Here is a 19,416-nt window from a genome sequence, read left to right as displayed (position 1 = left end):
TTGACGGCGCTGAGCGTCTGACTCACGGGATGACTCCAATGCGCTGCCCCAGCCGAAGCACCGCCTCTTCCTGGAGGCTCGCTTCCCACTTCACGCGGCCGGGCTCGAACAACAGGATGACGGTGGAGCCCATCTCGAACCGACCCAGCTCGCCGGCCTTCTCCACCTTGTAGCCCTCTTGATACCGGTGCACCTTGCCCGGCTGGCCCGTGTGCGTGGTGATGTCCTCGTAGGACGCCTTGATGCGCGACACACAGGTGGCGCCCACCTTCACCACGGCGCACTGCCCCGCCGCCGTCTGGAGGTAGGTCACCAGCCGCTCGTTGACGCAGAACAGGGACTGCTTGTTCTTCACCGACGCCGGATTCACCGGCCAGAACTCACCGGGGATGTACGCATAGCCGGTGATGGTGCCCGCCAGCGGCGAGTGGATGCGGTGGTAGTCGCGCGGCGACAGGTAGATGGTCGTCCAGGCTCCACCGTGGAAGGGCTTCGCCGCCTCCGCGTCACCCAGCAGCTCGTCCACCGTGTACTCGATGCCCTTGGCCTGCAGGCACCGGCCGTGCTCGGAATAGCCCACCTGCGACACGCGGCCGTCCACCGGGGACACCACGGCCTTCTCGTCCGGGTCGATGGGGCGCAGGCCCGGCTTGAGGGCGCGCGTGAAGAACTGCGCGAACGTGGGGTAGTGCTCGATGGGGTGCTCGGCCTCCGCCATGTCCACGTTGTAGGACTTGGCGAACGCCCGCATGGCCGCCTGGTGGACGGGCGCGGGAATGGGCACTCGCGTGGCCATGCCCACCGCCGTCGACAGGGCGGACTTGGGCAACACGCGCATCAACTTCATGAAGGTCTGTTCGTTCATGGGGCGTCTTTGACTAACGGCCGGCGTCGGTCCCCGCGGGGGGCTCCGTCCCGGCATCCAGCGTCCGCGTCACCGTCCGCACGGAACTCTTGGGCAACAACATCAACACCCGGCCTTCTTCGACGATCAGCACCGTGTCGGGATGTCCGGGGTACTCCAGGCGGCAGGCCGTGCTGTCAGTCAGCTCCCACGCGTCCCGGATGCCGCGCCCCTCCACGTTGATGGGGGTGCCACGCTTGAAGCAGCCACGGAAGCCGGCGACCAGCTCGTTCGCCGGGGTGCCAGTCTGGGGGCCGTTCACCGGGCCGGCGTCTGGAGGACCGGCGTCCACGGCCTCGGCGGGAGGAGGAGGCGGCGGCGGTGCCAGCGTGGTGGAGGGCGCGTTCGGGACGACCTCGTGGGCGCTGGCCACGGCCTTCTGCCTCGCGACGAGGGACTCCTGCATGCGCGCCCGGTTCTTCTGGATGCGCTGGAGCAGCTCCTGCGCGGAGGGCGCATCCAGGCTGTCCTGGGGCACGCGCTGGAGCTTCGCCTCGATGGACCCCATCTGCGGGTCCAGATAGGCGTCATCCAGCTTCTGCGCATACAGCTCGCGGAACTGGCGGGTGGCCTGCTCGTACTCAGCGGACGGCGGTGGTGGCTCGCGACGGCAGGCCGACAACACCAGCAGGAGGGCGGAAACAAGGGCCGCGAAGGGCCGGAGGGATGCTCGGAGGACCTGGGGGCGCACGCACCCGGTTTATTTCATTTCCCCACGCCGTGCCCAGTTTTCAGAAGGCGCCGCGTCAAACGCCGAGGAACAGGCGCTTGCCGAAGTTGAGCGCCAGGTCGGCGTCGAAGATCTTCTGGGCGGACGTCTCGATGTCGTACTCCACCCGGACGTACTCCACCGTGCGCGCATCCGTGTCGCAGATGACGAAGCAGGCGCGGTTGTCGTAGTCGCGCGGCTGGCCCACGCTGCCCACGGAGATGATGTACTTGTAGCCCTTGCGGATGCCGAACTTCTGGGCCACCACGTCGTTCACCTCGCCATTGCCGATGGCGAACGCCCGGCACAGGTGGCTGTGGCCGATGAACGTCACCTCCGGCAGCTCCTCCACGTAGGGCGTCAGCTCCCGCGCCTGCTCCAGCGCGAAGATGTACTCGTATGCCTTCGGGTCGATGGGCGAGCCGTGACAGAAGCCCACCTCGCCGATGCGGTACGTGTACGGAAGGCTGCGCAGCCACGCCATGTTCTCGTCGGTGAGGACGTTGGCGGACCAGTCCAGCGCGTGCCGGGCGGCGTCGTAGTAGTACGAGTAGTCCATCCGCCCCGCCACCGCGGCGTCGTGGTTGCCCAGCAGCGTGACTTCCGCCACCGAGCGCACCAGCTCGCAGCACGGGTTGGGAGACGCGCCGTAACCGACGATGTCCCCCAGGGACACGATGCGGTCGACCTTCTGATGCTCGGAGACCCGGAGCACCTCGGTGAGCGCTTCGATGTTGGAGTGGATGTCGGAGATGACGGCGATGCGCATGGATGCCTCGGTCGGTGGCGCCGCGTTCAGCCGGCCCAGACCGCCTTCACGGGGTTCTTCTGCTGCTGCGAGATAATCCGCCGGAGCCGCCCCAAGGTTTCCGCATCCAGCGATTCGAACTGGAGCCCCATCCCCGGCGGGTAGGCCCGGTCCTCCTCTTCCCTCAGCCATACCACCGTGGCCGCCGCCTGTACTTCGGGATCCTCCGCGGGCGTCAGCCGGAGGACCGCTCGCGCACCTCGCGCCAGCGGAGTGCTCGTCCGGAGAAACAGACCTCCCTCGCTCAGGTTCGTGATGCGGGCATACAGGGTGACGTTGTCTCCCTCGCACCAGCAGCGCAGCAAGGTGGGTACCCGTGCGGACTTTCGGTTATCGCTCAACCCTCTTCCTTCCCGAGCACCAAAGGATGGAAGCCTAGAGACGGCCTGAATCCACCGTCAAGTTCGTGGGTGAGCTGGGACCCCACCTCACCCTCCAGGCGCTCAACGCTCCAGCGGGCCCAGGTCGTCGAAATGGGTCAGCTTCCTGAATTCCGCGAAACGAGCGCGAATCTCCGGATGCGTCACCTCGCGCAGGCGCTCCAGGCTGAACTTCTCCACGGTGAAGGAGGCCATGACGCTGCCCATCACCATGGCCCGGCGCAGCACCGTCGAGTCGATGTCCGACGTCGCCGTGGCCAGCGCGCCCATGAAGCCACCCGCGAAGGTGTCACCGGCGCCGGTGGGGTCGAAGACCTCCGCCAGCGGGAAGGCCGGGCAGGCGAAGACGTGGTCCTTCTCGAAGAGGAGCGCGCCGTACTCGCCGCGCTTGATGACGACGCGCTGCGGACCCATGCCAAGGATGGCGCGCGCGGCCTTCACGACGTTGTGCTCACCGGCCAGCTGGCGCGCCTCCGCGTCGTTGACGAAGAGCAGGTTGACGCGCTGGAGCGTCTTGAGCAGGGCCTCGCGGCTGCCCTGGATCCAGAAGTTCATCGTGTCGGCGGCCACCAGCTTGGGCGAGCGCACCTGATCCACCACGCGCGCCTGCAGCTCCGGGTGGATGTTGCCCAGGAAGACGTAGGGCGTGTCGCGGTAGGCCGCGGGCAGCTCGGGCGAGAAGGTCTGGAAGACGTTGAGCTGGGTGTCCAGCGTCTTCGCCTCGTTCAGCTCGTAGCCATAGCGGCCCTTCCAGCGGAAGGTGCGGCCGGGCACGCGGGTGAGGCCCTCCAGGTCGATGCCTCGCCCCTTGAGGAAGCTCACGTGAGCTTCAGGGAAGTCCTCGCCCACCACGGCGACGATGCGCGCGGGAGTGAAGAACGACGCCGACGTGGAGAAGTAGGTGGCGGACCCGCCGAGGACGTCCTCCTTCTGTCCGAAGGGGGTTTCCACCGAGTCCAATGCGACGGAGCCGACGACAAGGAGGGACATTGCGAGCTTCCTGGAAATACAGAGGGGGGCACGGTGCCCTGCCAGGAACCCCGTGCCCGTGCCGGGTACGCGGTTTCACGGCTGGCGTCAAGCCGCGCAGCCGTGAAAACCCCGATCAGGGGGTGGGGATGCCCGTGGCCGTGAGGATGGCCTTCAGGTCATCATCGGTGAAGAACAGGCCGCCGCCCACGAAGAAATCGCGGCCGGCGATGAGGCGCTGCGTCGCCGTGTCCCGCTGCTGGGCGTTGAGCATGTCGTCCATGCCCGCGACGACGAACAGGTGGTCGAACGCTTGAGCCCGCAGCGTGGCGCGCAGCCGGGGATAACGCAGCTCGTCCGCCGCGAAGTTGAAGGCGTCCATCTTCAGCGTGAGGGCGTCGTCGAACAGGTGCAGGTCCGCGCCCACGCCGCCGGTGGACTCGATGAGGCCCACGCGCAGGGTGGTGAAGTACCAGCGCTTGGCGAACTGCGCGCTGAACCTCAGGCTCTCCTTCGTCACCTTGCGGGTCTGGATGACGGGGTCGCCCTCGGACGGCGGATTGGTCTGCACGGTCTCCGTCGTCACGGTGCCGCGCGGGTCGTCCACCAGCTCCAGCAGGTAGTACTTGTCCGGCTTGGGGATGAGCCGCACGGAGAAGACGTTCTTGGAGCGGCCCTGGGCGGCCAGGTAGCTGCTCTGGATGCCGACCTCCGTCTGGAGGTCGGTGAGCTTGGCGGCGAAGCGGGCCACGTCCTGCACCGTCTCGCGGACCTCGCGGCCCACGCTCTCGTCGGTGAGCAGCACACCCGCGGCGCCCTCCCCGTCCTTCACCTTGCGGGTGATCTCCTCCAGGTTGCCCAGCGTGCTGTCCAGCTTGGTCAGCGTCTGCTTCAGGCTGGCGACGCTCTCCTTGAAGTCACCCTCCCCGCTCCCGACGATGTTCTTGACGCTGGCGAGCACCTCGCGCACGTCGCGGGTGATGAACTCGATGTTGTCGACGATGCGGCCGACGTCGGCCTGGTTGTTCTGGGTGATGGTCCGCACGTCGGTCGACACCCCCTCGAAGTTCGCGAGGATGACGTCCAGCCGGTCCGCGTTGCGGCGCACCGTCGCGTCCACGGAGTCCGACAGACGGACGAGGTTCTCGACGATGCGCTGGAGCGAGCCGGCGCCGCGCTCTCCGCCCAGCACCTCGCGCAGCGCGCCCGTCACCTGCTGGATGTCGGAGGTGATCTGCGACAGCGACTCGAAGATGGCCTCCATGCCCTGCGTGTCGATGACCCGGCGGATCTGCCCGCCGTTCTCCAGCTTGGGGGCGTTCTCCGTGCCGGGATTCAAGTCCAGCAGGTAGTCGCCCAGGAGCGACTCCGAGCGCTTGGTGACGACCGCGTCCTCGCGCAGGTCCACGTCTTCGCGGATCTTCAGGACGACGCGCGCCCGCGTGCCCTCCAGGATGATGTCGTCAATCTCTCCCACCCGGATGCCGGCGATCTGCACCCGGCCGCGCACCGCGAGGCCAGACGCGTCCCGGAAATAGGCCCACACGCGCGTGGAGTCGCTGTCGCTCAGGCCGCCTTCGCGTGCGAACAGCACGAAGGTGACGAAAAAGGCCCCCGCGGCGATGACCAGCAGGCCAACACGGAAGGGCGTAACGAGCTTCTTCACCTGATGTGACTCCGAGGGCTACCGGCCGGGCGCGACTCTAACGTTTTGCATCTGGAGTGCCACATTTTCCTGAAAGCGGAGCCTCCCGGGGCCCCTGCCCTCAGTTCTTCCCGAACCACGTCTCCAGGAACACCTTCACCGCCGGGTGCTGGGACTCGCGCAACTGCTCCGGAGGGCCGTGCGCCACGATGACGCCCTTGGAGAGGAACGCGATCTGGTCCCCCACGTTGAACGCCGAGGAGATGTCGTGGCTGATGACCACGCTCGTCACGCCCAGCCCCTTCTGCGCCGCCAGGATCATCTCATCCACGTAGTCCGTGGTGATGGGGTCCAACCCCGTGGTCGGCTCGTCGTAGAGGACGATCTTCGGGTCCAACACGACGGCGCGCGCCAGGCCCACGCGCTTGCGCATGCCGCCCGACAGGTCCGACGGGAACTTCGACTCCACCTCCCGTTTGAGCCCCATCAAGTCCAGCTTGGAGCGGACCTTGGCGTACAGCTCGTCCTCGGACAGGTGGGTGTGCTCGCGCAGGGGGAAGGCGACGTTCTCGAACACCGTCATGGAGTCGAAGAGGGCCGCGGCCTGGAACACCATGCCGAACTTGTTTCGGACGCGCTGGAGGCTTTGCACCCCCATGGGGATGATGTCCTCGCCGTCGATGATGACCTGGCCGCTGTCGGGGCGGAGCAGGCCAATCATGTGCTTCATCAGCACCGTCTTCCCGGAGCCGGAGCCGCCGAGGATGACGCACGTGCTGCCCGCGGGCACGCTGAGGTTGATGCCGGTGAGGACCTTGTTCTCACCGAACGTCTTGTGCAGGTCCACGATCTCGATCATCGGCTTCGTGGACGTGCCGGCGTTGTCTTCGGACGGAGGACCGGAGGCAGCCATCAGTGCATCACGATGCCCACGAGGAAATCGAGGATGAAGATGGACAGGGCGCTGGCCACCATCGCCTCGGTCGTCGCCTGGCCCACGCCCTTGGCGCCGCCCGACGCGTTGAAGCCCTTGTAGCAACAGATGAGCGCCACGGAGACGCCGAACACGGCCCCCTTGATGACGCCCTCGTAGATGTCCACCGGCTCCAGCCACTGCTGGGTGCGCGTCAGGAAGGTGCCCGGGGAGATTCCCAGGCCTCCCACCGCGACGAAGTAGGCACCCGTCATGCCCGCGGTGCTGAACAGGATGGTCAGCATGGGGACCATGAACAGGCCCGCCAGGATTCGGGGCACCAGCAGGTACTGCACCGGGTTGACGGCCATGGTCTCCAGCGCGTCCACCTGCTCGGTGACGCGCATGGTGCCCAGCTCCGTGCACATGGCGGAGCCGGCGCGCATGGTGACCATCAGCGCGGAGAACACCGCCGCCAGTTCGCGCGTCAGCGTCAGCGCCACCGTGGGGCCGACGAGGCTCTCCGCGTCGAAGAGCGCGAAGGCCTCGGACGTCTGGAGGGCGAACACCATGCCGGTGAACAACCCCGTCAGTCCGACGATGAAGATGGAGCCCACCCCCACGAAGTCCAGCTGGGCGAACAGGTTGTGGAGGCGGAAGGGGCGCCGGACGCTCCAGCGGGCCACGTCGATGGCCAGCGTCACGACGCCGCCAATGGTGCTGACGACGTCGATGAGGCCCTTGCCGAAGCCGGCCACCGTCTGGGTGAAAATCCCTGGCTCGCGGGCCGGCTTGCTGGGGGTCTGCGTGGTCATGCGGTCAGGCGCCTACTCTTACGTGCCACGACGGGGGGCACAAGCGAAGTGTTCCCTCCCAGGCCTGGGAGCGATACCACCAGGCGGGCGGGCGACGAAGGGACTACCTCACTTCGGAGCGATGCGTTTATGTTCCGCGCCCCTTTCTTTCCAAGCCCGGTGCCCGCGAGGCGCACCGGGCCGAGAACTCAGACGAACATGGCAACTCATAAGGTCGGCGGCGAGGTGGACGCATACTGCACCCGCTGCAAGCTCACCCTCGCGCACACCATCCTGGCGATAGTGGGAACGAAGATCGCTCGGGTGCGCTGTAACACCTGCAACGGGGACCACGCCTACCGAGGCGCCCCGGGCACGACGGACCGCCCTGCTCCCACCCCGCGCGCGAGCCGGGCCTCGGGTGGCCTGACCAGGGCGGAGAAGATCATCATCTCCTTCGAGGAGCAGCTGGCTGGCAGGGACGTCGCCAACGCGCCCCGCTACAGCCCGAAGGACACGTACAGCGTGGATCAGGTCATCCAGCACCCGACGTTCGGCGTGGGACTGGTGACGGCGGTGCGGGGCGACAAGGTGGACCTCACCTTCCGCACCGACACCAAGACGCTGGTGCATGGCCGCGGCGGCGCGCCCTCGGAGAAGCCCGCCTTCAGCCCGCCCGTCCGGCAGGCGACCGGCCCCGCGGACAAGCCGCAGGTCGCCGCTGAAGAAGTCCCGGCGGAAGCGCCCGTCGAGGAATCCCCCGCAACCGGGGATTGACCGAGGCGAGGCGGGAGGGCGAAGTTGGGCGGCACGCTCGTGCGCACCCGCTCGCCGCCCTTCCTGCCGTTCCTCGTGCTGGCCCTGGCCGCTTCGGTGGCCCTGGCGGCGGCTCCTCCGGACTCCGGCCTGGAGGTGCGCGCCGCTCCCGCTCGGGTCGTCCTGGGGCGGGACCTGGCCGTCGCATTGGAGGTCCGCGTTCCTCCAGGCGCGGGGCCGGTGCGGGCTGCGGCGTCGTCGGGGCGGTTCGCGGAGGAGCGACTGGACGGCGGTGCCCGGCGCACCTTCCGTTGGACGCCCCCTCCCGTGCGGCACCCCCTGGTGGCGGTGTTCGCGTTCTGGGTCGAGGCCGGTGACGGCCCTCCCCGGGTGACGCTGTTCCGGCTCGGGTTGCTCGGACAGACGACGCTCGACGTGGCCACCGCGGCTGGCGCCACCGTCGAGGTGTTGCTCGGCGACAAGCGCTTCGGCCCCATCCAGGCGGATGCCCGAGGCAAGGCCCGCGTCCCCGTGGAGGTGCCTCCCGGTGTCGTGTCCGCGCGCGTGCTCGCCACTCGAGGTGAGCTGCGCACCGATGCGGCCACGCCCCTGGATGCGCCCCGCGCGAGCCCACGCGTCGCGGTGCTCACGCCCTCTCCCCTCCCCGCCGAGGGAGGCTGGTTGTTCGTCGCGGGTGAGGGACCGCTCGACACGGAGGCGCTGAAGTTGTCCGTCGAGGGTGCCCGGTATGAGCCCGTGCGGGGAGGAGCCAACGTCGCGCGCTTCCGTGTAGTGCCTGCGCCCGAGGCCACCTCCGTCACCGTGAGCGTGCAATCGCCGGGGGCGGAAGTGGCTCGGACCCGGGCCGACGTGACACGCACGCCCTCGCCGAAGGACCTCGTGCCCGTGACTCCCCTCGCGAAGGATGCACAGGGAACGTGGCGTCCTGCGCTGCAGGTGCTTGCGGGGGGCTCATTCGCCAGCGGAGACAACACGGGTCCTTTCGGCGCGCTGGGTGTGTCGCTCACCGCGCCGTGGTGGAACGGACGGTTCGCGGCGGAGCTGGAGGTGGGCATGCGGGGCGCCACGTTCAACGGGACGGTGGGCACGCTTGGCGCGGTGCGTTCCCAGGTGCTGGCGGTGCCCGTCCTCGCGTCGGTGCGCGCGGAGGTGCTCCAGTTCGCCGCGTTCACCCTGTACGGCCGAGCAGGAGGTGGACTGGCGCCTTTCCGTCATCGACTCCGCAGCGACTTCCAGGCGGAAGTGAAAGAGAGCAAGCTTTCCGGCATGGGGTTCCTGGCCGTCCAGGGCGCGTACCGGTTCGGGCGCTGGAGCGCGCTGGGAGAGCTTCGTGGCGCGTGGGCGCCAGCGAGCACGCCCCTGCTGGACGCGCAGCTCGGCGGTGTGGCCGCGCTGCTGGGGATGAGGTTCGAGCCATGACTCGCGTCACCGTGCTCCTCGCGCTGCTGTTGGCGGCTTGCGGCTCGAGCGCGGTGCTCCCGGCTCCGACCATCATCGCCGTGAGTCCGAGAGAGGCGCAGGTCGGCTATCCCGGCACCATCCGCGTAACGCTCGACGCGGTGTTCCCCATCCGCGTGGACTACTCCCGCCAGGAGGCGCGCGCGGGGACCGGGACGCGACTGTGGTTCGGCTCCGTGGAAGCGCCCCTGCACGACATCGACGAGAGCGGCACGCTCTCGGCGGATGTGCCGGAGCTGCTGCCCCCGGGAGAACACGATGTCCGCGTCGTCCTCGCAGACGGTCGGGAGGCCCGCCGTGAACGAGGCTTCACCCTGCTCGACGGGGACGGCACCGACGAGGACGGCGGTGTGGAGGAGGTCCCCGACGGAGGCATCTTCGTCGCGGATGGAGGTCCGGAGCAGGATGGAGGGCCGACTCCGGGGACGCCGATGCAGCCAGGGGACATCACCGGCTTCGAGTTCGAGTCGGTGCAGGAGCAGACCCGGGGCCAGCCCTTCGTCATCACGGTCCGAGCCCTGGGCCCTCGCGCGGCGGAGTTCGAGGACAAGCTGGACCTCACCGTGAACAAGTCCAACGGGGGCGTCAGCCCCACGTCGCTGGATCAGTTCGTCGCGGGGGTCTGCACTCAGTCCATCACCCTGGACGTCCAGGGCGACAACGTGACGCTGACGGTGACGGACCGCTTCGGAGTCGAGGGCAACTCCAACAGCTTCAAGGTGAAGTAGTCCGCCGCGTCAGGCCAGCGTGAGGCGCAGCAGCTCTCGAACGCGCGCCATGTCCGGAGGCAGCGGAGCCTCCACCGCCCGAGCCTCCACTCCGGGTAGCGCGGGCCACTCCACCCGCGCCGCGTGCAGGGGAGTGCGCGCGAGCGCCACGGCTTCCCCCTGCCCTCCCAGCTCCTTCTCCAGCCAGGGCGTGTCGCGGCCGTACTGGTGGTCCAGCAGCAGCGGGTGCCCCAGCGAGAGCAGGTGCACGCGAATCTGGTGCGTGCGTCCGGTGAGGGGTTCGGCTTCCACCAGCGTGGCGCGGTCGAAGCTCTCCACCGGTCTCACGCGCGTGCGCGAGGGCTTCGCCTCCGCTTCTCCCGGACGGGCCACGCGCATGCGGCCCTTGCGCGCGGCGACCAGCGGCGCGTCCACGAGGCTCGGCGCATCGATGCGCCCTTCCACCAGCGCGACATAGCGCTTGCGCACCTTGCCCGCCTCGAAGGCCACGGAGAGCGAGCGGTGCACCTGGGCGTCGAGCGCGAAGACGAGCGCACCGGAGGTGTCGCGATCCAACCGGTGCACCACGAAGATCTTCTGGCCCCGCTGTGCCTCCAGCGCATCGCGCAGGGATGGACCGCCATCACGCCCGGGGATGACAGGCACCCCGGGCGGCTTGTCCACCACCAGCAGTCCTCCTCCTTCGAAGAGGATGCGAACCTCGGTCACTCGTACTCCGAAGCCTGCACCACGGAGATGGGCCCCAGTCCGCGCAGTTGCTTCTTCACCGCATCGGCCTTGCCCAGCACGACGATGGTGGGCGGCTCCGCGAAGCAGTACTTCTTCGCCACCACGGCCACCTGCTTCGGCGTCACCGCGCGCAGCCTGTCGCGGAAGTTCATCACCCAGTCGTCCCCCAGCCCGTGCAGGCGCATGTCGGCGATGCTGCTGGCGATGGACTCGTTCGTCTCCGTGCGCAGCGGGTAGAGGCCGCCCATGTACGCCTGCGCGTCGCGCAGTTCGCCCGGTTTGATTCCGGAGTCGCGCATCTTGGCGATCTCCGCCAGCGACACGTCGATGATCTCCCGCGTCGACTCCGTCTTGGTGAACGTCGAAAGGGCGAAGATGCCCGCCGCGTTCATCGCGTCGAACCAGCAGCCGATGCCGTACGTGAGGCCCCGGTTGACTCGGACCTCGTTCATCAGGCGCGAGGTGAAGCCGCCGCCCAGGGCCACGTTCATCGACGTGGCCGGGAAGTAGTCCTCGTGGCCCATGCGGTAGCCCGGGCCGCCCATGCGCACCTGCGACTGCGTCTGGTCCGGCTTGTCCACCACGATGACCTTGCCGGCCTTCGCCACCTTGGTCAGCGGCGGGATGACCATGGGCGCGTCGGGTCCGCCCGTCCAACCGGCGAAGGACTCCTCGGCCGCCGCGGCCACGCGCTTGGGGTCCACCGAGCCCACCACCACGAGCATGGCGATCTTCGGCCCCATGCGCTCCTGGTGGAAGCGCACCGCGTCTTCACGCGTGAAGGTGCTCACCGTCTTCACCGAGCCGCTCACGTCGTGCCCATAGGGATGATTCCCCCACAGGGCCTGGACCATGGCGCGGTCGGCGATGACGGACGGCTCGTCCAGGTCATTGGCGAACTGGGCCAGCGCCCTGTCTCGCGCGTCCACGACCTCCGACTCGGGGAAGCTGGGCTCCTGCACGAGCTGGCCCATGATGCCCAGCATCTGCGCGAAGTGCTCGGCCGGGGTGGTGATGGCGACGGACAGCGTGTCCTCGCCCACGCCCACGCCCAGGCTCGCGCCGACGAACTCCACGGCCTCGTCGATGGCCTCCGCGTTCAGGCGGCGGGTGCCCCGGCGCAGCAACCGGGCCGCGAAGTCCGCGATGCCATGCTTGCCCGCGGGGTCGGTGGAGCTGCCGGCGCGAATCACCAGCCGCATGGAGACCATGGGCAAGGGGCCGCGCTCGGCGGCGACCACGCGCAGCCCGCTGGACGTGGTGCTCTCGTGCAGCGTGGGGAACACCAGGGCGCGACTGGCCGAGCTCTTCACGGGCGCGGCCTTGCGAGGTGCGGACTTCGTCGCCCGGGCCGGCGTCTTCTTCTTCGCGGCGCCGCGGGGGGCGGACTTCGGGGTTCGGCTCTTGCGGGAGGCCATGGAGGCAATCAGCTTTCTTCAGAAGGCGCGGGCACCAGCGTCACGACGGAGCGGCGCTCGGGGAGGAGGTATTTCGCGGCGGCGGCCTTCACCTGCTCGCTCGTCACGGCGGCATAGGCGGAAGGCAGCGTGAGGACGTGGCGCCAGTCGCCCAGCAGCGCCTCGTAGTTGCCCATCGCGTGGGCACGGCCATTGTTGGTGCCCAGCTCGCGCAGGTGGTCCGAGCGCAGGTTGTTGAGCGCCTTCTGGAGCTCGCGTTCGGTGATGCCGTCGCGCGCCAGCTTCTCCAGCTCCGCGTACAGCGACGCCTCGGCCTTCTGCGGGTCCGCGCCGGGCTTCAGCTCCAGGAAGAAGAGGATGGTGCCGGGGTCGATGCGCCAGCTCCAGTCGAGCCCCACGCCCACCACCACCTTCTGCTCGTACACCATGGAGCGCACCAGCCGGCTCCCCTCCCCCTTCGTGAGCACGTACTGCGCCACGTCCAGGGCCAGGGTCTCCTCGTTGCGCGCGGCGGGCCCACGGTAGCCAATCATCACCGCCGGGGACTGCGCGGGGTGGCGCACGGTGGCGCGGCGCTCACCGCGCTGCTCGGGCTCCGCGTTGATGACGGGCAGCGGCGCGGGGCCTCGGGGAATGTCGCCGTAGTAGCGGCGCACCAGGGCCATCGTCTTCTTCGGGTCGATGTCGCCCGCGATGTAGAGCATCGCGTTGTTGGGGGCGTAGTAGGTGCGGAAGAACGCCTGGCAGTCTTCGCGACTGATGGCTTCGATATCCGCCAACCAGCCAATCACCGGCCAGCGATACGCGTGCGCCTTGTAGATGAGCGAATCCAGCTCCTCGCCCATCATCCCGCCGATGTCGTTGTCCATGCGGACGCTGCGCTCTTCCTTCACCACCTCGCGCTCGCTGGTGAGCATGTCCTGGGAGATGCGCAGCGAGCGCATCCGGTCCGACTCCAAATCCAGTACCGTCTCCAGCGCGTCGGAGGAGAAGTCGTCGTAGTACACCGTCGCATCGTGGGACGTGTACGCGTTGGAGCTGCCGCCGTTGGACTCCAGCGTCTTGTCGAACATCTTGGGGCCGTACTTCTTGGCCCCGTTGAACATCATGTGCTCGAACAGGTGGCTGATGCCGGTGATGCCGGGGCGCTCATTGCGGCTGCCCACGTTGAAGAAGGTGTAGAGGCTGACGACGGGGGCCAGGTGGTTGGCCAGCAGGCGGACCTGGAGGCCATTGGGCAGCGTGGCCTCGTGCACGTCGAACAGGGACTGGAGGGCGGGGTCCGCGGCGCGGGCGGGAGCGGACTTCGTGGAAGCCTTGCGCATAGGCCCCCAACGTATACAGGGCGAGGCTACAGGTCCACGACACCTTCACGCAGGGCCAACACCACGGCCTCCACATGAGAGTTGACGCCCATCTTCCGGTAGATATGTGACAGGTGCGTGCGGACGGTGCGGCGCTCCAGCGTCATCACGTGCCCCACCTCCGCGTTGGACAGCCCCTTGGCCACGTAGCCCAGCACCTCGAACTCCGTGGGCGTCAGCTTCCAGGGGTTGTCCGCCTTCTTCTCCGGGGTGGCGGGCTTGCCCTGGATGGACTGGAAGTAGTTCCAGAAGCGACGGGCGATGATGGCTTCCAGGACGGTGCCGCCCGCCATCACCTCGTGGATGCCGGCGCGAATCTTCTCCGGGCCCACGCGCTTCACCAGGTAGCCGGACGCGCCGGCCTGGATGGCCTCGTAGACCTTCTGCTCGTCGTCGAACGAGGTGAGGATGAGGATCTCCACCTCCGGCGCCTGACGCTTCACCTTCTGCGTCACCTGGATGCCGTTGATGCCGGGCAGCTCCAGGTCCAGCAGCACGAGCTGCGGCCGGACGCGGACGATGTCCTCCACCGCGGCCTCGCCCTCCTGACTGCTGCCCACGACCTCCAGCTCCTCGAACGTGCTCAGCACCTTGAGCAGGTTCTTGAGCAGCTGCGGCTGGTCCTCGACGACGAAGATGCGAGTGCGGTCCATGGTCACCGTCGGGGGGGCACGCTGAAGTTCAACACGGTTACTTGATTCTCTTTGCCCTTCAATATGCGGACCGACATCTTCTTCATCTCACCGGTCGACAGGGCGATCATCATGACCTCGTACGAGCCGACACGCACGGGGTAGCGCCTCACGGGCGTCGAGCGGCTGATGAGGTCTCCGTCGAGGAACACCTTCGCGGGGATGTTCGTCTCGATGGAGAGGAAGCCGCGCACCCTGACGGGTGGCTTGTTCAGCGCGACGACCTGCTCCTCCACTTCCTCCCGGGGCTCGGGCGCGCGGACGGCGGCGGCCTTCGGGGGCGGCGCGGGCCGGGGAATCGGCGTCGGGTCGGGAGGAAGCACGGGGGCATCCCCGGGCTCCTGCACCGGAGGGCCGTCCCCTCCCAGGCGCCAGGCGGCGATGACGAACGTCGACAGGCCGACGAGGGCCAGCACTCCGGCGATGGCGACCAGTCGACCGCGACGGTGCTGCGTATCGCGGATGCTCCGCTCGTCGGTGTTCATCCGCGGGGAGGGCTGCGCGGGAAGCGCGGGCGCGGAAGGCGGTGGCATCGCGATGTCGTCGCGCCGGCCCGGGTGCGCCACCGCGGGGAATGGGTCCGGCAGCGTGCGAGGCCCCTTCTCCACGGGCGGCGGCGCGCGCTTGGCCCGAGCCGCGGCGCGACGGCCGACGACGGAGAACTCCTCGTCATCGTCGGGAGGCGGGCTCGGCGAGGAGAAGTCCTCGAAGACGCGCATGCGCGGATTGCGAACCTGTGCGCGCGCGGCCCCCTGGTCGGCTCCCCCACCCTTCGCCCCCAGTTGCCGACGCGGCTTGGGCGGCGCGGCGCCCGGAGGCGCATCCCAGCCCTGCTCGACACCGGGGGCCTGCGTCCCCTCCGTCCAATCCCCGTCGGGCAGGCGCTGCTCGGGCTCCGGAGCGCTCGGGGCGGGCGCGGCGGCGATGTCCGGCTCGTAGTCCTCGGGACGGTATTCCTCGAAGCCGGGCACGGACTCCAGCGTCTCCGCGCGGGCCTCCGTCTCCGAGAGCGCGCGGGTGTAGGGGGCGCGCTGGACGATGGAGGCCTCGGGCTCCTCGGCGCCCAGGTCGTCCATCTCCGCGCCGGAGATGGGCTCCAGGGAGAAGGGCTCCTTGAACGGTGGGGCCGTGAGGCTCGCGATGCTGACCTCGTTGGGGAACAGCTCGGTGACGAAGCGGCGCACGTCGTCCGCGCCCGGCATGCCTCCGCTGGCCGAAAGGAAGTTGCGCAGCGCGTTCGAGAACTCCGCGCACGAGCGGAAGCGCCGTGCGGCGGTGGGCTCCAGCGCGCGAAGCACGAGCGGATCCAACCGCGCGTTGATGCGGCGATCCAACCGGCTGGGCGGAGGCAGCCCCTCGCTGCGGCGCGTGGAGACACCGCCGCTGCCGGGAATCACCGGCTCGCGCTGCGTGAGCAGCTCGTAGGCGATGGCGCCCAGCGAGTACACGTCGGACGCCTCCGTGGCGGCCTCTCCCCGGGTGACTTCGGGCGCGCGGTATGTGCCGCGGCCCCGCCCCGCGAAGGACTTGCGCAGCTGGGGCACGGCCAGGAGCGCGCGCATCGCGCCGAAGTCGCAGACCGCGGGCGTGCCAGCCCGGCCCAGCACCACGTTGCCGGGCGTGAGCGCTCCGTGGATGACGCCCGCGTCGTGCGCGTGCTGCACGGCGTCCAGCAACTGGATGACGATGTAGAGCGCCACCGCCGAGGGGAGGAGGACCTCCTTGGTGTGCAGACGCTGGAGGGCGGTCCCCAACAGGGCGCCATCCACGTCCTGGCGGACCACGGCGAGCCGCTGACGCACGACGCCCATGTCCACGACATGGAGGATGCCCGGGTGGCGCACGGACTGGAGCAGCCGCGTCGTCTCCGCCAGGTCCAGCGCGTAGGCGGGGTCCGACGTCTTGGGGTGGAAGAGCTTCACCACCACCTCGCCCGACGGAGCCTGGACGGCCTCGTATAGCTCCGCCAGCTCTCCGGACTCGATTCGACCCGTCAGACGATACGTGGCGCTCATCGCTTCTTTCGCGCCGGGCGACGGCGAGTCACTGCGGAAAAGACGAAGCCACACCAGACGCACGACTCGCCGCGTCGGCCTGGGGGGAGCTCCAAGGTACAGCCGGGGCAGCGCGGGCGCGCTCGCCGGGACTCCGGTTTCGAGGGCTCGGCCGCTCGCCCGGAGGTGCTCCGAGGGGTGGCGACGGGACGAGGCGACGCCGCGCGCAGCCGGGCCTCCAGACGGCGCACCCGGTCCTCGAGCGCGGCGACCCGGGTGGACAGGCGCGCATGGAGTTCCTCGGCGGTCTCCGAGGGCTGACGTCGGACAGGCGAACGCATCGCGGCCTTTGAGCGTGCCACGCCCGTCCAGTGCCCTCAAGGACCGAGCCGCGAACCAGCACGCGTGTTATGTGTGGACGTCCCGTGGCTCCAACCCTGTCCCCCTTCCGTCCCATCCCGGGCGGGCCCTCCCCGGACCCGCTTCACGGGAGCTTCCGTTCACCTCTCAACCGCGCGCGCTCGGAGGCGGCGGCTCAGCACGCCCAGCAGCTCCTCGAGGATGAGACGCTGGCGCGGCTGCTCTCCACCCCGCGAGCCCCCAGGGACACCGTTCCGAGGGCGCGGGAGGTCTTCGTCAACCGCAACCTGCGCATGTCTGGGCTGGAGCTCATCGGCTTCGACATGGACTACACGCTGGCCATCTACCACATGCGCCGGCTGGAGCAGCTGTCGTTCGACATGACGCTGGCCAAGCTCATCAGCGAGTACCACTACCCTCCGCTGGTGGGGCACCTGCTCTACGACCACCACTTCGTGATGCGTGGGCTCGCGGTGGATCGCCTGAACGGGAACATCCTCAAGATGGACCGGTTCGGCCACGTGGGCCGCGCGTACCACGGGCTGCGTCCGCTGAAGCCGGAGGTGTCGCGAGAGTTGTATCGCAACAAGCGCGTGCGGCTGCGCAACCCCCAGTTCGCCTGGAACGACACGCTGTTCGCGCTGCCGGAGACGTGCCTGTTCGCGGGCATCATCGAACTGCTGGAGTCGCTGGGCCAGAGCGTGGACTACGGCAAGCTCTACGACGACATCCGCGAGGCCATCGACGCGGTGCACCGGGACAACTCGCTCAAGCGCGAGGTTCGCAAGGACCTGGGCCGGTACGTGTTCCTGGACCCGGAGCTGGGGCCCGCGTTGCACAAGCTGCGCTCGGGCGGCAAGCGGCTGTTCCTCCTGACGAACTCCGCGTGGGACTACACGGACGCGGTGATGAAGTACCTGCTGGACGGGCAGCTGCCGGAGTACCCGAGCTGGCGGAACTACTTCGACGTGGTCGTGACCGCCGCGGGCAAGCCGGGCTTCTTCACGGACGCGCGGCCGTTCCTGGAGCTGGACACGTCGACGGAGGAAGGCCGCCCCGTGGGCGAGGCCACGTCGTTGGACCGGGGGAAGGCGTACTCGGGCGGCAACCTGGCGCGCTTCGAGGAGCTCACGGGCTACCGGGGTGAGAACATCCTGTACGTCGGCGACCACATCTACGGCGACATCCTGAAGTCGAAGAAGTCGTCGCTGTGGCGCACGTGCATGGTGGTGCAGGAGATCGAGGATGAGATCACCTACACCGCCACGCGGCGCGAGGAGATTGGCACCCTCACCCAGATGGAGATCCTCCGCGAGCGCCTGGATGACGAGGTCAACCACCACAAGACGCTGCTGAACCTGCTGGAGCGGCGGCTGGAGCGCGAGCCGCTGACGCCCTCCGAGCGCGAGTCCGTGGAGGAGCAGCGCCGTCAGCTGAAGTCGGAGCTGGACAAGATGCGTCGCGCGCTGAAGGACGCGACGGGCATCGCGGACACGCTGGAGGAAGACGTCGAGGAGGGCTTCAACCCGTACTGGGGCCTGCTGTTCAAGGAGGGCAACGAGAACAGCCGCTTCGGCTACCAGGTGGAGCAGTACGCGTGCCTCTACACGAGCCGCGTCTCCAACTTCCTGCACCACTCGCCCATGCAGTACTACCGCTCACCGCGAGATCAGATGCCGCATGAGCAGGCCGGAGCGCTGTCCGCGCGGCTGTCCCCCATGGGTGGCGAGGGTCCGCCCAAGGGTGCTGGCAAGGACTGACGGCGCCCTCCCCTTCCTTGGTCCGCGCCAGGGAAGGGCCACTCGCGTGGCGCTGACTCCTGATTCCGCCCGCGTGCCCCGGTGTCATCCACCTGGGACAAGCACCCGGGTGGACAGGGGCACGGCGTCCAGGCGGGGACGCTGAAGCTCCAGCGCGCCGATGAGCTCGGGAGCGCGACGCGAAGACACTCGCGACAAGGTCATCGAGAGCTTCTGTGCGGAGGGCGGCACCTCCCCCACGGTCGACGTCATCGCCCGGTACTCACGCGCCTCCACCAACTCGGGCCAGGTGTCCTCACCCAGGTAGAAGTCGGTCCGGGCGTTCAGGGAGACCTGCACGGAGGCCGCGAGGGGATGCAGTCCGTCCGGCCTGGAGAGTCGGAGGTAGTGCTCCTTCGTCCGTTGGTACTTGCGATACGGGTGATCACTGGGGTGGTGCTGATAGCGGGCCGCATACACCCCGGTGACATCCAGCTCCTGCGTCCGCCAGGTCTCTCCCTGGACCTCTGGCCTCACGAACTGTGAGGTCGCGACAATCGACCACAGGATGTCCCGCTTCCAGGGCTCCAACCCGGGCTCGAAGTACGTCACGAGCGCCGCGCCTCGCGCATCGAGCAGCACGTAGACGGTGGCCTGAAGTTGCGTGATGGAGGACTCGGAATGCAGACCCGAGCCACGACTCGACTCGAAGTACGCCTGCGCGCGGACCGAGGCCCGCAGGTCGACTTCCCCTTCCCGAAGGCCCACCACCGCGACGCGCAGCTCACCCTGCAGGGAGCTGATCCGAGCCGGTCGCGCGATATCCTCCCCCGGACCGCGGGCCCCTCGCTCCTCGTAATAGAAGAGGTTGTAGGTACGCTCGATGCCGGGCATCCAGGCACGTGCGTTCGTCACTGCGGCCACGGCCCTCGGCTCCGGTGACTGCGGGCCAGGCGCGGCGATGGCCAGGAGGCTCATGGCGAACAGCCAGCGATGACGCATCACGGAGGAGTCCGGGGGAAGGAAGGGGCTCCC

The 19,416-nt window shown here is 68.7% G+C and carries 18 protein-coding genes; 4 read left to right on the top strand and 14 right to left on the bottom strand.

Features of this window, described 5'->3' with window-relative positions; translation table 11 throughout:
- Nucleotides 1-22: 22 nt before the first annotated feature.
- The 8 genes from asd to HUA74_RS18070 form a co-directional block, all read right to left on the bottom strand.
- The gene (asd, locus tag HUA74_RS18105) at nucleotides 23-865 is read right to left on the bottom strand and encodes an archaetidylserine decarboxylase (RefSeq protein WP_141646468.1); all 843 of its coding nucleotides are present in this window, start codon (nucleotides 863-865) and stop codon (nucleotides 23-25) included.
- 13 nt (nucleotides 866-878) lie between these two features.
- On the bottom strand, nucleotides 879-1,595 hold the full coding sequence (locus tag HUA74_RS18100; protein ID WP_174455482.1) for a hypothetical protein: 717 nt from the start codon (nucleotides 1,593-1,595) through the stop codon (nucleotides 879-881).
- A gap of 55 nt (nucleotides 1,596-1,650) precedes the next feature.
- Nucleotides 1,651-2,382, bottom strand: coding sequence for a metallophosphoesterase (locus tag HUA74_RS18095; protein WP_141646470.1), 732 nt, complete (start codon nucleotides 2,380-2,382; stop codon nucleotides 1,651-1,653).
- Nucleotides 2,383-2,408: 26 nt separating this feature from the next.
- A complete protein-coding gene (locus HUA74_RS18090) occupies nucleotides 2,409-2,762 on the bottom strand; it encodes a TIGR02266 family protein (protein ID WP_141646471.1) in 354 nt (117 codons plus the stop codon).
- Nucleotides 2,763-2,864: 102 nt separating this feature from the next.
- Nucleotides 2,865-3,791 (bottom strand): PfkB family carbohydrate kinase, encoded by a 927-nt coding sequence (locus HUA74_RS18085; protein WP_141646472.1) that lies wholly within the window; start codon nucleotides 3,789-3,791, stop codon nucleotides 2,865-2,867.
- A gap of 115 nt (nucleotides 3,792-3,906) precedes the next feature.
- A complete protein-coding gene (locus HUA74_RS18080; RefSeq protein ID WP_174455481.1) occupies nucleotides 3,907-5,436 on the bottom strand; it encodes an MlaD family protein in 1,530 nt (509 codons plus the stop codon).
- Nucleotides 5,437-5,536: 100 nt separating this feature from the next.
- Entirely contained in the window at nucleotides 5,537-6,274 is a 738-nt protein-coding gene (locus tag HUA74_RS18075; protein ID WP_141646485.1) for an ABC transporter ATP-binding protein, read from the bottom strand.
- Nucleotides 6,275-6,327: 53 nt separating this feature from the next.
- Nucleotides 6,328-7,143, bottom strand: coding sequence for an ABC transporter permease (locus tag HUA74_RS18070; protein WP_141646474.1), 816 nt, complete (start codon nucleotides 7,141-7,143; stop codon nucleotides 6,328-6,330).
- Between the two features lie 198 nt (nucleotides 7,144-7,341).
- Between HUA74_RS18070 and HUA74_RS18065 the strand changes: the two genes are divergently transcribed.
- The 3 genes from HUA74_RS18065 to HUA74_RS18055 are packed head-to-tail and all read left to right on the top strand — an operon-like array spanning nucleotide 7,342 to nucleotide 10,085.
- On the top strand, nucleotides 7,342-7,899 hold the full coding sequence (locus HUA74_RS18065) for a hypothetical protein (protein WP_141646475.1): 558 nt from the start codon (nucleotides 7,342-7,344) through the stop codon (nucleotides 7,897-7,899).
- Between the two features lie 24 nt (nucleotides 7,900-7,923).
- Nucleotides 7,924-9,318: a hypothetical protein gene (locus tag HUA74_RS18060; RefSeq protein ID WP_217443484.1), complete on the top strand. Its 1,395-nt coding sequence runs from the start codon at nucleotides 7,924-7,926 to the stop codon at nucleotides 9,316-9,318.
- Nucleotides 9,315-10,085 (top strand): hypothetical protein, encoded by a 771-nt coding sequence (locus tag HUA74_RS18055; RefSeq protein ID WP_174455480.1) that lies wholly within the window; start codon nucleotides 9,315-9,317, stop codon nucleotides 10,083-10,085. Before HUA74_RS18060 ends, HUA74_RS18055 begins: the two co-directional genes overlap by 4 nt.
- A gap of 9 nt (nucleotides 10,086-10,094) precedes the next feature.
- Here HUA74_RS18055 and HUA74_RS18050 read toward each other — a convergent pair whose 3' ends face one another.
- From HUA74_RS18050 to HUA74_RS18030, 5 genes are read right to left on the bottom strand one after another with little or no spacing between them, the layout of a single operon-like run.
- Entirely contained in the window at nucleotides 10,095-10,793 is a 699-nt protein-coding gene (locus HUA74_RS18050) for an RluA family pseudouridine synthase (protein WP_174455479.1), read from the bottom strand.
- Entirely contained in the window at nucleotides 10,790-12,232 is a 1,443-nt protein-coding gene (locus tag HUA74_RS18045) for a pitrilysin family protein (RefSeq protein ID WP_174455478.1), read from the bottom strand. Before HUA74_RS18045 ends, HUA74_RS18050 begins: the two co-directional genes overlap by 4 nt.
- An 8-nt stretch (nucleotides 12,233-12,240) precedes the next feature.
- Nucleotides 12,241-13,557, bottom strand: coding sequence for a pitrilysin family protein (locus HUA74_RS18040; protein ID WP_141646480.1), 1,317 nt, complete (start codon nucleotides 13,555-13,557; stop codon nucleotides 12,241-12,243).
- Between the two features lie 26 nt (nucleotides 13,558-13,583).
- Complete coding sequence (locus HUA74_RS18035) at nucleotides 13,584-14,249, bottom strand: response regulator transcription factor (RefSeq protein WP_174455477.1); 666 nt, start codon at nucleotides 14,247-14,249, stop codon at nucleotides 13,584-13,586.
- Between the two features lie 2 nt (nucleotides 14,250-14,251).
- On the bottom strand, nucleotides 14,252-16,303 hold the full coding sequence (locus HUA74_RS18030; RefSeq protein ID WP_174455476.1) for a serine/threonine-protein kinase: 2,052 nt from the start codon (nucleotides 16,301-16,303) through the stop codon (nucleotides 14,252-14,254).
- Nucleotides 16,304-16,692: 389 nt separating this feature from the next.
- On the opposite strand from HUA74_RS18030, the gene HUA74_RS18025 reads away from it, so the two are divergent.
- Nucleotides 16,693-18,402, top strand: a complete 1,710-nt coding sequence (locus tag HUA74_RS18025) for an HAD-IG family 5'-nucleotidase (RefSeq protein WP_141648660.1) — start codon at nucleotides 16,693-16,695, stop codon at nucleotides 18,400-18,402.
- A gap of 84 nt (nucleotides 18,403-18,486) precedes the next feature.
- Here HUA74_RS18025 and HUA74_RS18020 read toward each other — a convergent pair whose 3' ends face one another.
- A complete protein-coding gene (locus HUA74_RS18020) occupies nucleotides 18,487-19,386 on the bottom strand; it encodes a hypothetical protein (RefSeq protein WP_217443483.1) in 900 nt (299 codons plus the stop codon).
- Nucleotides 19,387-19,416 lie beyond the last annotated feature (30 nt).

This window comes from Myxococcus sp. CA051A (assembly GCF_013336705.1).
Lineage (GTDB): Bacteria > Myxococcota > Myxococcia > Myxococcales > Myxococcaceae > Myxococcus > Myxococcus llanfairpwllgwyngyllgogerychwyrndrobwllllantysiliogogogochensis.
This window is presented reverse-complemented; position numbering and strand designations above follow the sequence as displayed.

What these genes read in the sequence shown, in the direction of transcription:
- HUA74_RS18075 (WP_141646485.1), bottom strand. Translation starts at nt 6,274, where the DNA reads ATGATCGAGATCGTGGACCTGCACAAGACGTTCGGTGAGAACAAGGTC.
- asd (WP_141646468.1), bottom strand. Translation starts at nt 865, where the DNA reads ATGAACGAACAGACCTTCATGAAGTTGATGCGCGTGTTGCCCAAGTCC.
- HUA74_RS18025 (WP_141648660.1), top strand. Translation starts at nt 16,693, where the DNA reads ATGTGTGGACGTCCCGTGGCTCCAACCCTGTCCCCCTTCCGTCCCATC.
- HUA74_RS18045 (WP_174455478.1), bottom strand. Translation starts at nt 12,232, where the DNA reads ATGGCCTCCCGCAAGAGCCGAACCCCGAAGTCCGCCCCCCGCGGCGCC.
- HUA74_RS18095 (WP_141646470.1), bottom strand. Translation starts at nt 2,382, where the DNA reads ATGCGCATCGCCGTCATCTCCGACATCCACTCCAACATCGAAGCGCTC.
- HUA74_RS18030 (WP_174455476.1), bottom strand. Translation starts at nt 16,303, where the DNA reads ATGAGCGCCACGTATCGTCTGACGGGTCGAATCGAGTCCGGAGAGCTG.
- HUA74_RS18055 (WP_174455480.1), top strand. Translation starts at nt 9,315, where the DNA reads ATGACTCGCGTCACCGTGCTCCTCGCGCTGCTGTTGGCGGCTTGCGGC.
- HUA74_RS18070 (WP_141646474.1), bottom strand. Translation starts at nt 7,143, where the DNA reads ATGACCACGCAGACCCCCAGCAAGCCGGCCCGCGAGCCAGGGATTTTC.
- HUA74_RS18085 (WP_141646472.1), bottom strand. Translation starts at nt 3,791, where the DNA reads ATGTCCCTCCTTGTCGTCGGCTCCGTCGCATTGGACTCGGTGGAAACC.
- HUA74_RS18035 (WP_174455477.1), bottom strand. Translation starts at nt 14,249, where the DNA reads ATGGACCGCACTCGCATCTTCGTCGTCGAGGACCAGCCGCAGCTGCTC.
- HUA74_RS18040 (WP_141646480.1), bottom strand. Translation starts at nt 13,557, where the DNA reads ATGCGCAAGGCTTCCACGAAGTCCGCTCCCGCCCGCGCCGCGGACCCC.
- HUA74_RS18065 (WP_141646475.1), top strand. Translation starts at nt 7,342, where the DNA reads ATGGCAACTCATAAGGTCGGCGGCGAGGTGGACGCATACTGCACCCGC.